The sequence below is a fragment of the Bradyrhizobium sp. genome, assembly GCF_035484855.1.
In the GTDB taxonomy this organism is placed as follows: Bacteria; Pseudomonadota; Alphaproteobacteria; order Rhizobiales; family Xanthobacteraceae; genus Bradyrhizobium.
In genome coordinates this window covers 1-19389 of sequence record NZ_DATHOP010000007.1, presented here as the reverse complement: position 1 = coordinate 19389, position 19389 = coordinate 1, and the positions used below count along the sequence as shown (strand labels likewise).

Annotated in this window: 16 protein-coding genes; 5 read left to right on the top strand and 11 right to left on the bottom strand. The window is 62.5% G+C overall.

Going from position 1 to position 19389, the window contains the following annotated elements:
- Positions 1–544: 544 nt before the first annotated feature.
- Positions 545–814, bottom strand: coding sequence for a hypothetical protein (locus tag VK804_RS00460; protein WP_325366555.1), 270 nt, complete (start codon positions 812–814; stop codon positions 545–547).
- 133 nt (positions 815–947) lie between these two features.
- On the opposite strand from VK804_RS00460, the gene VK804_RS00455 reads away from it, so the two are divergent.
- Entirely contained in the window at positions 948–1124 is a 177-nt protein-coding gene (locus VK804_RS00455) for a hypothetical protein (protein WP_325366553.1), read from the top strand.
- Positions 1125–1301: 177 nt separating this feature from the next.
- On the opposite strand, the gene VK804_RS00450 is transcribed toward VK804_RS00455, so the two are convergent.
- From VK804_RS00450 to VK804_RS00435, 4 genes are all read right to left on the bottom strand, one after another.
- A complete protein-coding gene (locus VK804_RS00450; RefSeq protein WP_325366551.1) occupies positions 1302–3563 on the bottom strand; it encodes a xanthine dehydrogenase family protein molybdopterin-binding subunit in 2262 nt (753 codons plus the stop codon).
- Positions 3560–4042 (bottom strand): (2Fe-2S)-binding protein, encoded by a 483-nt coding sequence (locus VK804_RS00445; RefSeq protein ID WP_325366549.1) that lies wholly within the window; start codon positions 4040–4042, stop codon positions 3560–3562. The genes VK804_RS00450 and VK804_RS00445 overlap by 4 nt, the downstream gene beginning before the upstream one ends.
- 4 nt (positions 4043–4046) lie before the next feature.
- Positions 4047–4907 (bottom strand): xanthine dehydrogenase family protein subunit M, encoded by an 861-nt coding sequence (locus tag VK804_RS00440; protein WP_325366557.1) that lies wholly within the window; start codon positions 4905–4907, stop codon positions 4047–4049.
- A gap of 673 nt (positions 4908–5580) precedes the next feature.
- Positions 5581–6015, bottom strand: coding sequence for a hypothetical protein (locus tag VK804_RS00435; RefSeq protein ID WP_325366547.1), 435 nt, complete (start codon positions 6013–6015; stop codon positions 5581–5583).
- Between the two features lie 100 nt (positions 6016–6115).
- Between VK804_RS00435 and VK804_RS32925 the strand changes: the two genes are divergently transcribed.
- Complete coding sequence (locus tag VK804_RS32925; protein WP_414642689.1) at positions 6116–6670, top strand: GNAT family N-acetyltransferase; 555 nt, start codon at positions 6116–6118, stop codon at positions 6668–6670.
- Positions 6671–6750: 80 nt separating this feature from the next.
- On the opposite strand, the gene VK804_RS00430 is transcribed toward VK804_RS32925, so the two are convergent.
- The gene (locus VK804_RS00430; protein ID WP_325366545.1) at positions 6751–8214 is read right to left on the bottom strand and encodes an RES domain-containing protein; all 1464 of its coding nucleotides are present in this window, start codon (positions 8212–8214) and stop codon (positions 6751–6753) included.
- Between the two features lie 135 nt (positions 8215–8349).
- Positions 8350–8751 carry a hypothetical protein gene (locus VK804_RS00425; RefSeq protein WP_325366543.1) on the bottom strand — a complete coding sequence of 134 codons (402 nt, stop codon included), beginning with the start codon at positions 8749–8751 and terminating at the stop codon, positions 8350–8352.
- 74 nt (positions 8752–8825) lie between these two features.
- On the opposite strand from VK804_RS00425, the gene VK804_RS00420 reads away from it, so the two are divergent.
- The gene (locus VK804_RS00420; RefSeq protein ID WP_325366541.1) at positions 8826–9119 is read left to right on the top strand and encodes a hypothetical protein; all 294 of its coding nucleotides are present in this window, start codon (positions 8826–8828) and stop codon (positions 9117–9119) included.
- Positions 9120–9691: 572 nt separating this feature from the next.
- On the opposite strand, the gene VK804_RS00415 is transcribed toward VK804_RS00420, so the two are convergent.
- Together VK804_RS00415 and VK804_RS00410 are read right to left on the bottom strand one after the other, a co-directional pair.
- Positions 9692–10129, bottom strand: a complete 438-nt coding sequence (locus VK804_RS00415; protein ID WP_325366539.1) for an endonuclease domain-containing protein — start codon at positions 10127–10129, stop codon at positions 9692–9694.
- 210 nt (positions 10130–10339) lie between these two features.
- Entirely contained in the window at positions 10340–12004 is a 1665-nt protein-coding gene (locus tag VK804_RS00410) for an NAD(P)/FAD-dependent oxidoreductase (RefSeq protein WP_325366537.1), read from the bottom strand.
- Between the two features lie 297 nt (positions 12005–12301).
- Here VK804_RS00410 and VK804_RS00405 point away from each other — a divergent pair, with 297 nt between their 5' ends.
- Positions 12302–13435, top strand: a complete 1134-nt coding sequence (locus VK804_RS00405) for a nitronate monooxygenase (protein ID WP_325366535.1) — start codon at positions 12302–12304, stop codon at positions 13433–13435.
- A 173-nt stretch (positions 13436–13608) separates the two neighbouring features.
- Positions 13609–15129 carry an acetyl-CoA acetyltransferase gene (locus VK804_RS00400; protein ID WP_325366533.1) on the top strand — a complete coding sequence of 507 codons (1521 nt, stop codon included), beginning with the start codon at positions 13609–13611 and terminating at the stop codon, positions 15127–15129.
- Positions 15130–15307: 178 nt separating this feature from the next.
- On the opposite strand, the gene VK804_RS00395 is transcribed toward VK804_RS00400, so the two are convergent.
- The gene (locus VK804_RS00395; RefSeq protein ID WP_325366532.1) at positions 15308–16513 is read right to left on the bottom strand and encodes an efflux RND transporter periplasmic adaptor subunit; all 1206 of its coding nucleotides are present in this window, start codon (positions 16511–16513) and stop codon (positions 15308–15310) included.
- Positions 16503–19389 (bottom strand): efflux RND transporter permease subunit (locus tag VK804_RS00390; RefSeq protein ID WP_325366531.1); only part of this gene is annotated, 2887 nt, incomplete at its 5' end. The genes VK804_RS00390 and VK804_RS00395, both read right to left, overlap by 11 nt.

Below are 19389 nucleotides of genomic sequence, written 5' to 3'. Positions count from 1 at the left end.
GCACACGCGTTAGCAGGTCACACCGGAATCACCCGGCATTCCCCACGCAATGGTTTACGGATTATAGCGCGCTCTCCCCGGTGCTCCGGGCCTTTTGGCCACCGTCATCCGCGTCACTTCACGCGAACTTGACACCAGCGTCGGGGTGCCAGGACCACGCGCCTTCTCCGTCCGCCTCAGATGCCCTCGTCAGAGACACCGTCAGCGTCCACCGCATCCCGCCCCGCGCTCGCGACGATCATGATACGCCCCTTTTGGTGGGGCGGGACGGAGGGGAATATAGGATAATCAGAATATTCTGTAAAGCATAATATTTTTTCGGAGATGGCTTGACAGCGTGGTCGGCGATGGCACGCCCCGTTCGGAAGTGATTTGCCCGACGGCTCCCGCTCGTGTCCCGGACGCGGTGCAGCGTCCTTGCGCTGCTCCGCAGAGCCGGGACCCATTGCGCATGGACTCCGGATCAGCAGCGCACCGCCAAGGCGCTGCGCTGCGTCCGGGGAACGGTCGCGTTTTCCCGCCGCCATCACCGGCGATCGGGCCTTCACCCCGCAAGCGATCTCCACCGCTCCGCTGCGTCGATCGCCGACGCCCACAGCCGATCCGCAGGCTGGCCGCGATGCAGTGCCTTGCCGACTTCGCAGATCGCCATGAAGGCAGAGGATCGCGCTTCCTCGATTTCGAGCGGCTGGTCCGCCTCGCCCTGAACCAGCCCGATCAGTCCGTTCAGCATCGGCAATGCCGTTTGCGGCGGCTCGCGCTCAGCCGCCTTCAGGGCTTCGACGACTTTTGCGGCTTTCTCGGAATCCGCCATGTAAAACCACCATCCTGTTGGACGCAAAAAGAACCATCTGGTCTTTTTTCGCGCAAATTTCGGCCGCACTCGGCGGACTAAATCGGCATCACCAGCGCCCGAGAATTTGTATCCAGTATTTCGGGAGATGAAAATGAAGCCGAACCACGTTCACCTGCGTGATGACTCCTCCGTTCCGGACGACGCGTCGAAATCCGACCTCGATACCCTGGAAACGGCGAAGGCGAGGCAGGATCTATCCCATCAGAAACTGGAAAGGTTCATCGCCGAGGCGCTTGCCGAACTGAGCGATGACGTCCGCGCGGCCTAGCCGCGCCAATTCGTAGGGCGGGTTAGGCCAACGGGTCGCGCGAACGCGCGCCCCGTTGGCCTAACCACCCTACGCAGCTTCGATCGCCTATAGCAGCTTCGGCGGCGACGTCAGCGGCGCGCGGGGCGGGTTGGCCGAAGGCGGCGCGCATTCGCGCCGCCCGTCGGCCGGCCCGCCCTACTCCGCTGCTTCGGCCCGTCCGTCCCCGTCCAGCACTTCCAGCACTTTTGGCGGCGACATCGGCAGGCTGTAGAAACGCCTGCCCAGCGCGTTGTGGACAGCGTTGGCGACCGCCGCCATGACCGGCACCAGCGGCACCTCGCCGACGCCCTTGACGCCTTGCGGATGTTTCGGGTTCGGCACTTCGACCATCACGGTGTCGAGCATCGGCAGGTCGGAACACACCGGCATGCGATAGTCGAGGAAGCCGGGATTATCGACCTTGCCCTGCTTGTTGTAGATGTACTCTTCGTTCAGCGCCCAGCCGATGCCCTGGGCGACGCCGCCCTGCATCTGGCCCTCGACATATCCGGGGTGGATGGCGCGGCCGACGTCCTGGACGGCGGTGTAGCGGATCACGCGCACGATGCCGAGTTCGACGTCGACCTCGACGTCGCAGATATGGGTGCCGAAACCGCCTTCGGCGCCTTCGGTGTTGAGCTGCACGCCGGCGCCGATCGGCCCGCCCATCGAGGGGGCTTTTGCGGCAAGCTCGGCGAGCGTCAGCGGCTCGAACTGGCCGGCATTGGGGCTTGCCGGATGCGCCGCGCCGTTTTCCCATTTCACGGCTTCCGGGTCGATGTCCCAGATTTTCGCGGCGCGCTCGCGCAAGGTGGTGATGATCTTGTCGGCCGATTGCGTCACCACCATCGCGGACGCAAACAGCACGCGGCTGCCGCCGGTGAGATTCGAAAAGCCGACGGTCGCGGTGTCGCCGATCAAAACCGAGACGCGGCGGTAATCGATGCCGAGCAGTTCGGCGCAGATATTGGCGATCGCCGCGCGCGAGCCGCCGATATCGGGATGGCCGGTCGTGACCACGACGTTGCCGTCCTCGGTGATGTTGACTTGCGCCGAGGATTCGCCGCCGGCGTTGAACCAGAAGCCGGACGCGACGCCCCTGCCCTGCAACTTGCCGAGCGGCGCTGAGTAGTGCGGATGCGCTTTCGCGGCCTCCAGCGTCTCGACATAGCCGATGCGTGGAAACACCGGGCCATGCGCGGCCTTGGTGCCCTGCTTGGCGGCGTTCTTCAGCCGCAGCTCCAGCGGATCCATTTTCAGCGCTTCGGCCAGCTCGTCCATCACGCACTCCACGGCGAAGGCGCCGATCGGCGCGCCAGGCGCCCGATAGGCCGCGACCTTGGAGCGGTTAGAGACCACGTCGAAGCCGACAGACAGCACGTTGGGGATATCGTAGGGCGAGAAGCTGCAGCCGACCGCGCCGCGGATCGGCGAGCCCGGCAGCGCGCCCGCCTGCAGATAGAAGGTGCCCTGGGCGGCGACGATGGTGCCATCTTTCCTGGCGCCGATCTTGACCGTGCTCTTGGAGCCGGAAGTCGGCCCGGTCGCCCGCATCACCTCCTCGCGGGTCATCACCATCTTCACCGGACGGCCGGATTTTTTCGCGAGCAAGGTCGCGAGCGGCTCGAGATAGACGATGGTCTTGCCGCCGAAGCCGCCGCCGATTTCGGCCGGAATGGCGCGGATGTCGCTCTGCGGAATCCCGGTCAGATACGCCGTCATGGCGCGGACCATGAACTGGCCCTGGCTGGAGCTCCAGATCGTGGTCTTGTTGTCGGGCGCGACACTGATCAGGCAGGCGTGCGGCTCGATATAGCCCTGATGCACCGGGCGGGTGGTAAATGAGCGCTCGACGATGACTTCGGCTTCCGCAAAGCCTTTGTCGATGTCGCCCTTCTTCACCTCGAGCTTGCCGGCGATGTTGGACGGCTTGCCCTCGAATTTGTTGAACTCGTGCAGGATCGGCGCGTCCGCTTTCAGCGCGTCATCGATTTCCACCGACCACGGCAGCACCTCGTAGTCGACCTCGATCAACTCGCAGGCTCGTGCCGCAATCGCTTCCGAGGTGGCTGCGACCGCCGCAACGGGGTGGCCGGGGAACAGCGCCTTCTCGCGCGCCATCACGTTGCGGCACATCCAGCGCATGTCCTGGATGCCGAGCATGACCGACTTGTCGATCGGGAAATCCACCACGTCGCGCGCGGTGACCACCGCCTTGACGCCGGGCAGCGCCTCGGCCTTCGAGGTGTCGATGCCGCGGATGCGGGCGTGCGGGTGCGGGCTGCGCAGCACCTTGCCCCAGATCATGCCGGGCATGTTGGTGTCGGCGGCGAAGGCCGCCCGTCCAGTGACCTTGTCGGCGCCGTCAGGGCGAATGGTACGCTGGCCGATCCACTTGTTGTTGGTAACGACGTTCATTGTGCTGCCTCCCGCATTTCAGCCGCGGTTTCCAGAACCGCGCGGACGATCTTGTCATAACCGGTGCACCGGCAGAGATTGCCGGCAAGCCAGAACCGCACCTCTTCCTCGCTCGGGTTCGAATTCTTCCGCAACAAAGCATCGGATGCGACCAGCATGCCCGAGGTGCAGATGCCGCATTGCAGCGCGGCCATCTCCAAAAATTTCTGCTGCAGCGGGTGCAATTTGTCGCCGTGGGCCATGCCCTCGATGGTGCGGATCTCGTGGCCCTCGGCTTCGGCCGACAGCATCAGGCAGGAACAGACCAGGCGATCGTCCAGCAGGATGCTGCAGGCGCCGCAATCGCCGGAGGCGCAGCCTTCCTTCGAGCCGGTCAGCGCCAGCGGCCCGCGCAACGCGTCGAGCATGGTGTCGTTGGGCTCGCAGAGAAACTCCATCGGCTCGCCGTTGATGGTGGTGGAAACGTGCAGTTTCGACATGATCCTACTTTCCTCCGGCGCGCTTGGCCGCGATGGCCACCGTGCGCTTCAACAGCACGCCGGCGACTTTGGTTCGGTACACGATGGTGCCGCGCTTGTCGTCGATCGGACGGCAGGCGGCGGAGCAGGCGCTTGCTGCGGCATTCACCGCCGCCTCGTCGAGCTTGCTGCCGACCAGCGCTTTCGCGGCCGCCTCGACCAGCAGCACGGTCGGCGCCACCGCGCCGAGGCCGACGCGGGCGGCGGTGCAGATGCCGTCCTTCAGCGTCAGGCTGACGCCGCAGCCGACCACCGCGATATCCATTTCGGTGCGCGGGATCATGCGCAAATAAGCATCGCTGGAACCCTTCGGCCGCGGCGGCAGCGTAAAACTGACCAGGATTTCGCCGGGAGCGAGATTGGTGCGGCCGGGGCCGACAGGGAATTTCTCGACCGGCATCTCGCGGCGTCCGTTCGGCCCCTGCGCGGTGACGATGGCGCCGGCGGCGATCATCGCGGGCACGCTGTCGCCGGCCGGCGAGCCGTTGCAGAGATTGCCGCCCGCCGACGCCCGGCCCTGCACCTGCTTGGAGCCGATCAGATTGACGGCCTCCAGCACGCCGGGCCAGACCTTTCCGAAGCGGGCGTGCTCGGCCAGTTCCATGCCGGAGACGGCGGCGCCGACCCGAAAGCCGCCATCGGCGGTTTCGGTGATCTCGGTCATCTCGACGATCTTCTTGATGTCGACGATCAGCCCCGGCTTCACCATGCCGGAACGCATCTGCACCAGCAGATCGGTGCCGCCGGCCAGGATGCGCGCCGCGCTGCCGGCGGCGGCAAAGGCCTTGACCGCCTCATCGAGCGTGCGTGGACTCACATATTTCATGTCACTCATGGTCGTTCCGTCGTCTCCCCACCTGCTCGCGGCATTCGGTCGGCCGCCGGCCTCCATCGGGCCTGCGGGCGGCAGACTACACGGGCAGACCCGATTGGAACAGCCTCTCCCTTAGGCGCAAACCGGCTTGCTCCCATGCGGGAAGCGAGCTTGCGCTGCTCCGACCGCGGCCATTTCACGATGTGAGATGGCGGGCTCGATCCGCCCCACACGTCGTCATGGCCGGGCCTGTCCCGGCCATCCACGTCTTTGCGCCGGCGTGTCCCGGACCCGGCATAGCGTCCCTTCGGCGGTGCACGGCAGGGCCTAGACAAAATCGCGAAAACAACCCCATGCAAAGTAGAGTGGACCCCGGCTCGCGGAACTCTTGCTAGTGGGTAACCCGTAGCCGTCGCAATCCGTAGGGCGGATTGGAGGCGAAGCCGTAACCCGTCATCTCGCCGCGTGTACCGGCGGATTACGCCTTCGGCTCCAATCCGCCCTACGAGCTACGAGCCTTTCTCTTGCTGCCACAGGTCATCCTCGAAATGAGCCTGTCACAGAAATTACCGTGTCTCACCTACGGGGTGCAGTCCAGTGCAGTCCAGCACTGTCACCGTAATTCTGGGACCTCCATCAGCAAGCCGAAGCCGGCGATATAGAGGGTCGTTCCCTCCGGCCGTGCTTACCGCTTTCGCTGCAGCCTAGCGACAAATGCTTTCCCGCGCTCGCGAGCCGCCCGCTCAACGCGCGCCGTCGTCAACTGCTCCCGATCACCTGAGAACGCCTCGCGGAGCAGCGCGAAATTCGCATTTAAGCGTTGCAGCACTGCGCTAACTGACTCCGGCTCACGCATTGCCAAGACTTCATCGACCGACCGCCAGCCCATCGCGATGTCCACGTCGTTGAATTGATAGAACCTCTCCGGGGCCGACTGAGCGGCCAAATCGACAAATTCTTGGCCGCGGTCACGAGTGAACCGCAGAAGCAAAGGCCCGATGCGGAATATCGCGGCAGTATCTTCGAACGCCTTCGAAAGGGGGGCAGCCATCACCAGTTCGGCATCCTCGAAGCCTGCTTCGCTCAACTTCGTCCTTATGACGTCAACAAACGACGGCATGAGCAATCTTCCTCTAGCTATCGCGCCGGCGGCAGCATCTTTGTACCATCCGCGCTAAGCGTGTAGGCACGAGAGTATAAGTATTCAAGTTCTTGCGCAAATGCGCTTCCTGGGCGAGCCTGCGCCGCCGGTGTTGATAGCAAGCGTAGCCCGGATGAGCGCAGCGATATCCGGGGTTTTCATTTTCAACCCCGCATGTCGCTGCGCTCATGCCGGCTACTCGCTAATGCGACAGTCTGGAACGATGATAGAAATCAGGAGGTCCACAGAGAGTGACGGTCAGGCTGTGTACGATTTACTTTGGAGTGCGCGTGCGGAAATTCCGTTGCGAGACAGTTTTGATACTTCGGAGAGCTGCGCCTGGGTAAAGAAGCATTGCTCCGAGGGACATATGTGGGTCGCCCTTGATGGGACGACTATCGTAGGCTTTTTGTTTCGGAACCTAGACGAGCTGTTTTATCTCGTCGTCGCAACGAAATACCGTGGCGATGGAGTCGGGCGTTCACTTTTGCGCAAGGGTAAGCGCAAGGGCACATATTGCAAAATTAAGCCACACAACACAGCTGCCATTTCGCTTGTGGAGGCCGAAGGCTTTGTGAAGTCAGACCAATTAACCCCAGGCGATTGGGTACGATACGACTACAAGCAAGCGTAGTCCGGATGAGCGCAGCGATATCCGGGGTCTTCATTTTCTACCAACCCCGCATGTCGCTGTGCTCATGCCGCTGTCGATAACTAGAACGGCTCATTGTCCTCGGAATGCCGATAGCGTGACACACTACGTCGGGCTTTGGTGTAGGTCACGGCCTTGATCTTAAAGACCTCGATTTCTTGAACGTCCAATTTCAAGGTCGGCTCCCCATAAACGAGATCGTCTGCCTGCTCGTCGTTCGGGTTGTCTATCGGTGTAGATTCGAAAATTTCTGCGAAATTGGGTCGCCTCGCGGCGGCCTTCCTCCTAACCGGCTTCGGTGCTGGCACCGTTTTCTCCCAGACGGTTATGCTGTCCTCATAGCCTTCGTCAGTCCACGATCCCATGTTGACGCTAACGTTCGTCCCTTCGGGGAGCGCGTAAGGCTCTACGCCGGCTGCATGGTGAAACAACACGACGTTACGCCTCTCGCGCGCTGTTTGAGCCGAATGGAAGATGATGCCATCAAGTCTTGGCTCGACGCATGACGCAAGATATTCCGAGACTGCTTGCGTCGGTAGATATTCGAACTCCTCGTCGCGGGGCATTATCGGCCGACTGATCTCCTCTACTAGCTTGCGGAGGAACGCCGCGTGATTTGAACGGGTCGTAAACTGCGGGTGGAACCAACTGAGATTGGCAGCAACCTTGGTCAATAGATCGAGATCTAGAATCCTCACAGGTTTGACGACTTCGAAGCGCCCTACGACGACATAGCTGCCGACGGGCGCACGAGCTTCGGCGACGCAAGTGTCCGCCTCAAGAGCGCCGTAGAAGACCGAGATGCCGGCGGCATTCATGCGTCCAGCGCGCGCTAAGCGCCAAGGCGGAGGCCCAAGTCTTTGGACCGGCTTCAAAAGCATGTCCCGAAGCTCGGCACCCGAGTAGGCAACGCGTCCCCGGAAGAAGAATCGCGCCTCATCAGTTGGTAGGACCTCCTTGATCGCCGATTCTCCTTCCCACGTTTTCAGGTTCGCGAGATCGCCGAAAATTTCGTCGAGCGCTACCTGCGCGGATCGCCCAAAGAAGCGGGTGTGGGTCTTGATCTCCGAACGAAAAAAATCCCAACTTTCGTGAAAACCGGCAGTGTCTGGTCGGCCTTCCTCGTAGTAGGTGTCCGATCCGAAGGGGTCTTCATAGCCACCGTCATGCGCGTCCCAAGAAGTCTGTTCGGATAGGCGGTCGCGAACAGCTTCTGCGACATTTTGGTCAAGTTCAGCAATTCCTGAGATCACGTCGGCTACCGGCTCACCCCGCCGCTCCCAATCCATCTCCCTGTCGTAAACGAAACCCTCATCACTCGGGTCGCTCGGGGTTACTTCAAAATGCTCCTCAATAACGTCGCGCACTCGCTCCGCGAGTTCATCCAAGGGCCAAGCCTCGCGAGATTTGCCGCAAAAATGGCACTGGCGATTGCTGCCCTCCTGACGAACTTCATCTTTCAAGAATGAATCGCCGATGCAGCCATAGCAGATGTAAACGTTATCGCTGTCGTCCTCGTGAGCCATCACCTTTCCAATATGTGCCTGCAGCAAGCGTAGCCCGGATGAGCGCGGCGATATCAGGGGTCTTCACTTTCTACCAACCCCGCATGTCGCTGCGCTCATGCGGGCTACTCGCTGTCACCATAATTCAAAATCGTTTTAACTGCTGCCCATCAAATACCTTACGCCGAATATCACAGCGATCAGCGCCCAGCTTAACACTATCAGCCATAGATTGGCTCTTCCTCCGAGTCCGAACCATCCATGCTTCTGTATCCCGTAGTTACGCGCAAGACGCGTGATCACGATACCGAGGATAATCCATGCGATCAGTACCGCGAGATTATCTAAGTCGCGATTGCGATAAAAAGGATACCTCGCGAATATATACGCGAGGTAGAGAGCCATCGAAACGGCGACGGCAACCGCGGATACCTGGAGCGACTGTAGATACGTCAGCCCGCGCTCCAAGACCTTTATGGTGATCGTGTACACCAGCGTAAAGAGTATAAAGCCCGGAAGAACGGCCATACCCACTGACAGGACTTGCCCGCTATCCATCTTCTCCCCCTGAAGTGGGCTATTGTCTCACAGGTTGAGTTTCGTGCAATATGCTCCTGGGGAGGGGGCGGCACATGGAGCAGTTATACGGCTGGATACTCTTGATCGGCCCTGGAGTACTGGCTTGGCAGGGGTATAGCTGGCTCAGGACAGGCGTTTGGACGGCCTTGCCGCTTTCCAAGACCTTCCAGTATTTCGAGTGGCCGGTGCCCTTTACCTCATGGCTCGGCCTTCAGAAGATGCTTGATTGGGTATTCGATATTCCCACCAGCTTCGCAGTGTTCGTCGTGTCGTTCGTGATTGTCGTACTTCTCGCGTTGTTGGAAGCCACAATCGACAAGCGCCGCTTCGAGCGAGAAAAACTCTGATGGTCGGACGCCTTGGAACGGTCCTCTATTGGATTGGATGCATCGTTGCATTTCTCACTGGCGCCTTCGCACTATATGTTTATGTGATAGAAGGGCACAGCCGATCAGATGGCTAAAGCTTCAAGGCAGAGAGCGAGCGAGGACATCGGACCATCTCTGAACGCTTTGCCGGACAACAAGAAACGCTGTCCTTTATCGCCGAAAAAATGATGCGGCAAAAAGCCGGCACCTAATGTCGTTCAGACAAATGAGGTTCGACCTAGCACGACGTTTCGTCGTGCGAGCGAGCACGGACAAGTTGCTGCCCATTTAACCACCGCTGTGCGATCAGAGCTCGTAGGGCGGATTGGAACCGAAGGCGCAATCCGTCGCTTCGACTTTCTTCAGCCTCGAGACGAATATACCATTCTGCCCCACATGCAGTCGTATTCGTTTCTTCTTGATCGGAGGCACGCTGGCACGGCGGATTACGCCTTCGGCTCCAATCCGCCCTACGGTCTGAAAAATGGAAGCCGCGTTTAGAAAATTAGATATGGAGTTATGAAAAATAATTTTGGGCCGGGGATTTAGATTTATTCACTGGGTCGTTGACCGCGAACATAGGCGAGCAAGCGCCCGAGCCCGGGCCGTGCGTCGCCTCTGTCGATGAGAGCCTTGATTGCTTGCGGAGTATCGCCGACGCGGCCCAGACGCACGTTGCAGCCGTTGCAGAGCCATCCGCGATGCGTCTCCGCTGGAGGGAAGCCAAGCTCTTCCAGATCGTGATCATGATCCCAAACGAGCTTAGCGGGCCGCTCGCATAGATCGCAGTGACCGGCGACGTGCGGTGCGGGAAGGCTTTCCCTTTTGCGAGCGCGATGACGTTGCGCAGGAGTTTCGCCCTCCCCCTCCAATTTGCGGCGACCAATCTTTAGCCTGCCATCACTTGTTGTCTGTATCAGAGGTAGATCGCGCTCCAACGACGCAAATTTAGCTTCTAAATCTGGAATGCGGGGCGAGATGTAGGTCATGGCTTGGGCTCCTAGCAAGCATAGCCCGGATGAGCGAAGCGATATCCGGGGTCTTCATTTTCTGCCAACCCCGTATGTCGCTGCGCTCATGCGGGCTACTCGCTCACGCTCCGTCATGGCCGGGCCTGTCCCGGCCATCCACGTCTTTGCGCTGGCAAGAAAGCAAGACGTGGATGCCCGGGACGAGCCCGGGCATGACGAGACAGTGACTCAGGATGACGCCACGAGCTTCCGCGCCGGCTCCGCCGCCGTCATCACGAATCCCTCATACCCCTTCGCCACCACGTCGTTGCAGATCTGGCGATAGGGGCCGACGCCGCCGATATAGGGCATGAAGATCTGCGGCTTGCCGGGGATGTTGGCGCCCATGTACCAGGAATTGGCCTGCGGATAGAGCGTGGTGTGGGCCACTTCGTTGACATGCGCCACCCACTTTTCCTCGGCGTCGGAAGCGGCTTCCATCGCCTCAAAACCGCGGTCGCGCATGTGCGCGAGGCAGTCGGCGATCCAGTCGACGTGCTGCTCGATCGAGACGATCATGTTGGACAGCACCGACGGGCTGCCGGGCCCGGTGATGATGAACAGGTTGGGAAAGCCCGCGCTCATCAGGCCGAGATAGGTTTTCGGCCCCTCGGCCCATTTCTGGTTCAGGGTCCGGCCGCCCCGGCCGCGAATCTCGATTTTTGCGACCGAGCCCGTCATGGCATCAAAACCGGTGGCCAGCACCAGCGCATCGACCTCGTACTCCTTGTCGGCGGCGCGCACCGCGTTCGGCGTGATCTCCTCGATCGGCGCGGACCTGATGTCGACCAGCGTCACGTTCGGCCGGTTGAAGGTCTTGAAATAATCGGTGTCGATGCAGATACGCTTGGTTCCGATCGGATAGGAGGTGGGCTGCAAACGTTTCGCGGTCTCGGGGTCGCTGACGATCTCGGCGATCTTCTCGCGCACGAAATCGGCGGCGGTGTCATTACTGGCCTTGCTCAGGGCAAGGTCGTTGTAGACCGACATGAAGGTCAGCCCGCCGTGGCTCCAGCGCGATTCATATTTGGTTCGGCGCTCATTGTCGCCGTCGTCGAGCGCGCCGCGATCGGGCATTTCGGTATAGATGCCGTTGCGCGACACCTCGCGCGCAAAGTGCCTCACTTCCGGATATTTCGCGCGGAACGCCTCGCGTTCCGCTTCCGTCAGGGCTACGTTGCGGGCAGGAATCGAAAAATTCGGCGTGCGCTGAAACACCGTGAGATGCTTCGCCTGCTCCGCGATCACCGGCACCGACTGGATCGCCGACGATCCCGTGCCGATCACGCCGACGCGAAGACCGGTGAAATCCACCTGATCATGCGGCCAGTGCCCGGTGTGATAGACCTTGCCCTCGAAGTCGGCGAGGCCCTTGATATCGGGCATCCGCGCGTTCGACAGGCATCCGGTGGCGAGCACGATGAATTTCGCGCTCACGGTCTTGTCGTCGGACGTGGTCACGGACCACGCGTTGGCGTTCTCGTCGAACACCGCGCGATCGACGCGCGTATTGAGCTGGATATCGGGCCGCAGCTTGAAGCGGTCGGCGACGTGGTTGGCATAGCGCAGGATTTCGGGCTGCGGCGCATAGCGCTCGCTCCAGTCCCATTCCTGCTGCAATTCGTCGGAGAACGAATAGGAATACTGCATACTCTCGACGTCGCAGCGCGCGCCGGGATAGCGGTTCCAGTACCAGGTGCCGCCGACGTCGCCGCCCTGTTCATAGACCCGGACCGAAAAGCCCTGCCCGCGCAGCCGGTGCAGCATGTACATGCCGGCAAAGCCCGCGCCGACCACGACGACGTCATAGGACTCGGTGGCGCTTTCGGGGTGAGCGGATTGCAAGACGGACATTCGGACTCCCAGGGGATTTTTCCAGTGTAACGCGCCAGCATTCTACCGGCGGCGCCAAAGCGCAAGAGACAAAACGGCCTCTGACAAAACGGCCGTCTGGAGGCGCATATTTTGCCGCGCGGAATGCGCCATCAACCATGCCGGCGCACCCGGCTGCCGATGCCTGCGCAAGGTGGCAGGAGGAGGGAAACCTGCTTGGCTTTGCTGCCGATGATGGGCTAGCGTCGTCGCACGCCATTTGCGGTCCAAACCAACCGAGAGCAGCACCAAAAGCTGCCATGGGGAGCGAACACAATCATGAAATCGCCTATTTGCGACATGCTGGGCATTGAATTTTCGCTGCTCGCCTTCAGCCATTGCCGCGACGTGGTGGCGGCCGTGAGCCGCGCCGGCGGCTTTGGCGTGTTCGGCGCCACCGCGCATTCGCCGGAGACGCTGGAGCAGGAGCTGAAATGGATTGACGCCCATGCCGACGGCAAGCCTTACGGCGTCGATGTACTTATCCCCGAGAACATCTCGACCGCGGGCGAGAAAAACGTCACCTGGAAGGGCCTGGAGGCGCGCATCTCGCAGCAGCATCGCGACTTCACCCGCAACCTGCTGAAGAAGTACGACATCGAACTGACGACGAAGAACGTCGCCGACAACCAGCCGCAGCCGTTCGATGCCGAGAGGGCGATGGAACTGCTGGACGTGTCCTTCCACCATCCGATCCGGCTGATTGCGAACGCGCTCGGCGTGCCGCCGAAGGCGATGATCGACATGGGCAAGAAGCACGGCGTGCCGGTAGCAGCCCTGGTTGGCGCCAAGGAGCACGCGCTGCGCCAGGTAGCGGCCGGCGTCGATATCCTGGTGGTGCAGGGCACCGAAGCGGGCGGGCACTGCGGCGAGGTTTCGACCATGGTGCTGGTGCCCGAGGTGATAAAAGCGATAAAGCCGATCCGCGACGTGCCGGTGCTGGCGGCGGGCGGCATCATGACCGGGCGGCAGATGGCCGCCTGCATGGCGATGGGGGCGGCCGGCGCCTGGACCGGCTCGGTGTGGCTTGCCACCGTCGAGTCCGAGACCACCGAAATCTTCCGCGAGAAGATGATCGCGGCCTCCTCGCGCGACGCGGTGCGCTCCAGGGGCCGCACCGGAAAACCCGCGCGGCAGTTGCGCTCGGTGTGGACCGACGCCTGGGACCGTTCTCCCGACAGTCCCGGCGCGCTGCCGATGCCCCTGCAGAGCATCATCAGCCGCGACGCCTTCAACTCGATCGACCGCTCGGCCGCCGCCGGCAACGCAAGGGCACGCGACCTCGTGAGCTATTTTGTCGGCCAGGGCGTCGGCCTGATCGACAGCGTGAAATCGGCGGGCGCCGTGGTGCAGGAATTCAAGGAAGATTTTGTCGAGGCGGTGGAGCACATGAACGCGCTGCTGGAGGAGTAGATGCGGAGCCCCCATCCTTCGAGGCGCGCAAGAGCGCGCACCTCCAGCGATAACGGCGGAGCCGTTACGCGGGGATGACGTCTCGTGTGTTGCCGTCACCCTGAGGTGCCGTAGCGAAGCGAAGGCCTCGAAGGGCGACGGCATCGCGAAAATCTAGAAAGTGAAGCGAAAAAATGCCGAACCTACCCTCTCCCCTCCCCGACGACCGCATCCCCGTCATCGTCGGCGTCGGTGAAATCACCGACCGGCCGAAGGATCTCGCCGAAGGCCTGGAGCCGCTGACGCTGCTGGAACTTGCGCTCAGGCGCGCCGAGGCCGACTCGGGCGCCAAACTGCTCGGCGAGATCGGCTCGCTCGACGTCGTCAATTTCCTGAGCTGGCGTTACCGCGATCCGGAGCAGCGGCTGGCGCAGCGCCTCGGCATTGAGCCAAAGCACCTCTATTACGGCCCGGTCGGCGGCGAGAGCCCGATCCGCTATCTGCATGAGGCCGCAAAACGCATCGCGCGCGGCGAATGCAGCGTCGCCGCCGTCTGCGGCGCCGAGGCGCAATCCACCGCGACCAAGGCCGAACGCGCCGGCATCGATTTGCCTTGGACGCCGTTCGCGCTAGACGTCGAGGAGCCGAAGCGCGGCGCCGCCTTTCAGAAGCCGATGGCCGTGAAACTCGGCGTGTTCCGGCCGGTGACGGTCTATCCGTTCTACGAAGCCGCCTCATCGGCGCATTGGGGCCAGACCCCGCGCGAGGCGATGGCGGAATCGGGCCGGCTCTGGTCGACCTATTCGGAGGTCGCCTCGCACAATCCGAACGCCTGGCTGAAGCGGCGCGTCGGGTCGGAGGAAATCACGACACCGACGGCGGACAACCGGCTGATCGCGTGGCCCTACACCAAATTGATGGTGGCCAATCCGACCGTCAATATGGGCGGCGCGGTGCTGCTGACCAGCCTTGCGAAAGCCCGCGAGGCCGGCATCGCCGAGGATCGCCTGATTTACGTCCGGGGCGGCGCCTCGGCGGAAGAGCCGCGCGATTACCTGCTCCGCGACCAGTTTTACGAAAGCCATCCGCAGAATGCGGTGCTGAATGCGGTCATGGAGCTGGTCGAAGGCGATGGCAGGAAATTCGACGCGATCGAACTCTACAGCTGCTTTCCCTGCGTGCCGAAAATGGCGCGGCGGACGCTGGGTCTCGGCCCCGACGTGCAGCCGACGGTGACCGGCGGGCTGACGTTTTTCGGCGCCCCGCTCAACACCTATATGACGCACGCCGCCTGCGCGATGGTGCGCAAGCTGCGCAATGGCGGAAGCCTCGGCCTGCTCTACGGCCAAGGGGGCTTTGTCACTAAACACCACGCATTGGTGCTGTCACGGCGGGCGCCGTGGGAACCGCTGGCGCAGGACACCAGCGTGCAGACGGAGGCCGACCGCCATCGCGGCGCGGTGCCCGAGTTCGTCACCAAAGCTGATGGCAAGGGAGAGGTCGAGAGTTTTACCGTGATCTATGGCCGCAACAATGAAGCCGAGCACGGCGTGGTGATGCTGCGGACAAAGGACCAGGCACGCGCGCTGGCGCGGGTGCCCGCGCAGGACGGCGCGACGCTTGCGCATCTGCTCGACATGGACAGGACGCCGGTCGGATCGTCAGGCGATATCGTCACGGCGGAGGACGGCGTGCTGGAGTGGCGGGTGGGATGAGTGTCGCGCTCTCTCGTCTCCCTCGCCCCGCTCTTCGCGGGGAGAGGGTTGGGGTGAGGGGCTCTTCTATCGACGAATTCAGACGAACGAAATGCGCAGCGTGCCTCGCCCCTCACCCGAAATTCGCTTTGCGAATTTCGACCTCTCCCCGCAGAAGAGCGGGGAGAGGTTAAGAGCCCTACCCCTTGATGTCCTGCCTTGCCGACACCGCCGCGGGATTGGGCTTGCCCCTTGAACTCACGCCGGTGACGCGGACCCGGTCGCCGTCGTCGATGCCGTCGGGGGGTGCGACGATGATGCGGTCATCGGCGGCGATGCCGGATGCGAGTTCGATGTCCTTGCCGAGATCGCGGGCGATGGTCACCGCCTTGAACAGCACGCGGTCGTCGGCGCCGACAGTCGCGACCCGCAGCCCGCTCTGGTTGAAGATCAGGGCGCTGGAGGGGATGTGCAGCGGCAGGCCGTCGCGCACCAGATTGAGGCGCACATTGGCATAGCCGCCGGGCATCAATTCGCCGTTGGGATTGTCGAGCCCGAGCTGCATCCGCGTCGTGCCGGAGGAGACATCGACCGATTGCGAGGAGGCCTCCACCGTCGCGTCGAACGTCCGGTTCGGATATTCCGGCATCGAGATCACCGCCTTGGCGCCGATCCGGATCGCGGGCACGTAGTTCTGGGGAACGTTGACATAGACCCGCAGCCGCTTGATGTCCGAGATCACGAACATCGGCGGGCCCGAGCCGCCGCCGGCATTGATCAGGGCGCCGACGTCGGTGTCGCGGGCGGTGACCACGCCGTCGAACGGCACGGTGATCTTCTTGTAGCCGGCCAGCGCCTCGAGGCGCTCGACATTGGCCTGCCCGGAATTGACCGCGGCCTTCTTGTTGGAGAGATCGGCGGAGCGCTCGTCGATTTCCTGCATCGAGACGAAATTCGATGGGATCAAGGTCTTGCGCCGCTCCAGCGTAGCCGCGGACAGTTTCGCGCTGGCCTCCGCGCTGGTGAGATCGGCGCGCGCCTGCAACAGCTGCTGGTCGAGGTCCGGCGCCTCGATCTCGGCGATCACCTGGCCGGCTTTGACCTTGGCGCCGATGTCGGCGCTCCAGCCTTTCAGGTAGCCGTTGACGCGCGCGAAAATCGGCGCGCGGTAATAGGCCTCCAGCCGGCCCGGCAATTCGAGGGTGGCGCTTAGGGCGCGTGCGTCGGGCAGCACCACCGCCACCGTCGGTATCGCCTGCTCGTCGGTCCACTCGCGCAATTTCACGCTGGAATCCTCGCGCGCCCGGATTCCGGTCACCACCACCAGCACGGCGGCTACCCCGGCCAGAATCGCGAAAATGCCCAACTTCCGGCGCGATACCGGAGAGCCTTGTTCAGTGGGCATGCGAAGTCTCCAAAGCGGCGTCGGCGTTGGCGCCTCGCTTCCTGTGTACCATGCTAAACACCACCGGAACAAATATCAGCGTGGCCACGGTGGCGAAAATCAGCCCCCCGATCACGGCGCGGCCGAGCGGCGCGTTCTGCTCGCCGCCGTCGCCGAGCGCCAGCGCCATCGGCGTCATGCCGATGATCATCGCCAGCGCGGTCATCAGTACGGGGCGGAAGCGCACGAAGCCGGCCTCGATGGCGGCGGCAACCGGATCGCCCAGCTCTTCATAGCGTTCCTTGGCAAACGAGATCACCAGCACGCTGTTGGCGGTCGCGACCCCCATGCACATGATCGCGCCGGTCAGCGCCGGCACCGACAGCGTGGTCTCCGTCGTGAACAGCATCCAGACGATGCCGGCAAGTGCTGCCGGCAGCGCGGTGATGATCACGAACGGGTCCGACCAGGACTGGAAATTCACCACGATCAAAAGATATATCAGCACGACCGCGGCGAGCAGCCCGAACAGCAGCCCGGAGAACGCGCTGGCCATGGTCTGCACCTGGCCGAGCAGGACGACGGATGAGCCCTTCGGCACCTCCTTTGCGGTATCGGCGATCACAGCCCTGACGTCGGCTGCCACCGCGCCGAGGTCGCGCCCCTGCGGCGTCGCATAGATCTGCACCATCGGCTGGATGTCGTATTGCGTGACCACCGCGCTCGAGATCGATCGCGTGATGTCGGCGATGCCGCCGAGGATCGGCGGCACCGTGGTATTGCCCGCCGTGATCGGCAAGGTCTCCAGCGCGCCCAGCGAATCGATCTGGTATTGCGGGGTCTGCATCACGATCGAATAGGAAACCCCGTTGTCGGGATTGAGATAATAGGTCGGCGCGACCTGCCCGCTGCCCGCCAGATTGACGACGAGGCTGTTGGTGACGTCGCGTTCGGTCAAGCCGACATATTGGGCGCGGGTGCGGTCGACATCGATATTGAAGGTCGGATTGTTGGGCGACTGCTGAATGCGCGCATCCGCAATGCCGGGGACCCGGCGAATCCGGTTCAGCAATTTATTGGCATAGGCGAAATTCGCATTCATGTCGGCACCGCGGACCTGAAGGTCGATCGGCGCGGGGGCGCCGAAATTCAGGATCTGGCTGACGATATCGGCCGGAAGGAATGCAAAGGTCATGCCGGGGAAAGCACGCGGCAGCTGCTCACGCAGCGCCTTGACGTATTCGCCGGTCGGCCGGTGGCCTTCCCTGAGCTTGACCTGGATGTCGCCGTCCTGCGGGCCGATCACGCCGGTGTTGTTGTAGGTCATGTTGATGCCCGAGATCGGCATGCCGATGTTGTCGGCGAGCGTGTCGATCTCGCTTGCGGGAATGATCTTGCGGATCACCTTCTGCACATCGGCGAACTGGTTGGCGCTTTCCTCGACGCGGGTGCCGATCTGGGTGCGGACGTGCATCAGGATCGATCCGGTGTCGACCGAGGGGAAGAAATTGCTGCCGACGAACGGCACCAGCAGGAACGAGAGCCCGACGAAGGCGAGGAAACCGGTCACGAATACTGCCCGCCCGCGTATCGCCAGCGCCAGCAGGTCGCGGTAACCGTCGCGGGCCCGCTCGAAGCCGGCCTCGAAACGGCGCTGAAACCGCACCAGCGGATTGCGCGTCGGCGGCGGTCCACCCTCATGATCGACATGCCGGTGCAACAGGTATTTTGCCATCGTCGGCACCAGCGTGCGCGACAGGATGAACGACCACAGCATCGCAAACATCACCGCTTCGGCCAGCGGCACGAACAGAAAGCGCGCCACGCCGGTGAGAAAGAACATCGGCACGAACACGATGCAGATGCAGGACAGCGAAACGAAGGCCGGGATCACGATCTGGTTGGCGCCGTCCATGATCGAGGCCTCCACCGGCTTGCCCTGCTCCAGATGCCAGTTGATGTTCTCGATCGTGACGGTGGCTTCATCGACCAGGATGCCGACCGCAAGCGCCAGCCCGCCCAGCGTCATGATGTTGAGGGTCTCCCCGATCGCCCACAGCATCATGACCGCGCCGAACACGGAAAGCGGGATCGACACCGCGATGATCAGCGTCGAGCGCCAGCTTCCCAGAAACAGCAGGATCATCACGCTGGTCAGCAGCGCCGCGATGATGCCCTCATAGGCGACGCCCGAGATCGCGCTGCGCACGAACACCGATTGATCGCCGATGAAGCCGATCCTGAGCGCATCGGGCAACTGGTCCTTGACCTCGATCACCTTCTGCTTGATGCCGGCGATGATATCGAGTGTCGAGATCGCGCCGGCCTTCAGCACCATCATCAAGACCGAGCGGTTGCCGTTGACGTGGACGATATTGGTCTGCGGCGGATTGCCGTCGCGCACGGTCGCGATATCGCGGACATAGACCATCGCACCGTTGACGGTCTTGATCGGCAGGTCGCCGAGCTCTTCCATCTTGAGCGGCGAGTTGTTGAGCTGGATGTTGTATTCAAACGTGCCGATCTTCTGGGTGCCGGCCGGGGTGATCAGGTTCTGCGCGGCGAGCGCGTTGGCGACGTCCTGCCCCGACAACCCGCGAGACTGCAAGGCCTGCGGATCGAGGTCGATCTGTATCTGGCGCATCTTGCCGCCATAGGGATAGGGGATCGCGGCGCCGGCAACCGAGGCCAGTTGCGGACGAATGAAGCTGGTCGCCTGGTCGAACAGGATCGTCTCGGAGAGTTGCTGGCTCGAGAGGGCGAGCTGCAGGATCGGCACACTGGAGGCGTTGAAGCTCAGGATTGTCGGCGGCGTGATGCCGGCCGGCATCTGCTTCAGAACCGTCTGCGACATCGCGGAGACTTCGGCAAGCGCCGCATTGATGTTCACGGTGGGC

Bases quoted from the DNA above. Each gene is read 5' to 3' on its own strand.
- VK804_RS00460 (WP_325366555.1), bottom strand. From the start codon at position 814: ATGGCGGATTCCGAGAAAGCCGCAAAAGTCGTCGAAGCCCTGAAGGCG.
- VK804_RS00455 (WP_325366553.1), top strand. From the start codon at position 948: ATGAAGCCGAACCACGTTCACCTGCGTGATGACTCCTCCGTTCCGGAC.
- VK804_RS00450 (WP_325366551.1), bottom strand. From the start codon at position 3,563: ATGAACGTCGTTACCAACAACAAGTGGATCGGCCAGCGTACCATTCGC.
- VK804_RS00445 (WP_325366549.1), bottom strand. From the start codon at position 4,042: ATGTCGAAACTGCACGTTTCCACCACCATCAACGGCGAGCCGATGGAG.
- VK804_RS00440 (WP_325366557.1), bottom strand. From the start codon at position 4,907: ATGAAATATGTGAGTCCACGCACGCTCGATGAGGCGGTCAAGGCCTTT.
- VK804_RS00435 (WP_325366547.1), bottom strand. From the start codon at position 6,015: ATGCCGTCGTTTGTTGACGTCATAAGGACGAAGTTGAGCGAAGCAGGC.
- VK804_RS32925 (WP_414642689.1), top strand. From the start codon at position 6,116: ATGCGCTTCCTGGGCGAGCCTGCGCCGCCGGTGTTGATAGCAAGCGTA.
- VK804_RS00430 (WP_325366545.1), bottom strand. From the start codon at position 8,214: ATGGCTCACGAGGACGACAGCGATAACGTTTACATCTGCTATGGCTGC.
- VK804_RS00425 (WP_325366543.1), bottom strand. From the start codon at position 8,751: ATGGATAGCGGGCAAGTCCTGTCAGTGGGTATGGCCGTTCTTCCGGGC.
- VK804_RS00420 (WP_325366541.1), top strand. From the start codon at position 8,826: ATGGAGCAGTTATACGGCTGGATACTCTTGATCGGCCCTGGAGTACTG.
- VK804_RS00415 (WP_325366539.1), bottom strand. From the start codon at position 10,129: ATGACCTACATCTCGCCCCGCATTCCAGATTTAGAAGCTAAATTTGCG.
- VK804_RS00410 (WP_325366537.1), bottom strand. From the start codon at position 12,004: ATGTCCGTCTTGCAATCCGCTCACCCCGAAAGCGCCACCGAGTCCTAT.
- VK804_RS00405 (WP_325366535.1), top strand. From the start codon at position 12,302: ATGAAATCGCCTATTTGCGACATGCTGGGCATTGAATTTTCGCTGCTC.
- VK804_RS00400 (WP_325366533.1), top strand. From the start codon at position 13,609: ATGCCGAACCTACCCTCTCCCCTCCCCGACGACCGCATCCCCGTCATC.
- VK804_RS00395 (WP_325366532.1), bottom strand. From the start codon at position 16,513: ATGCCCACTGAACAAGGCTCTCCGGTATCGCGCCGGAAGTTGGGCATT.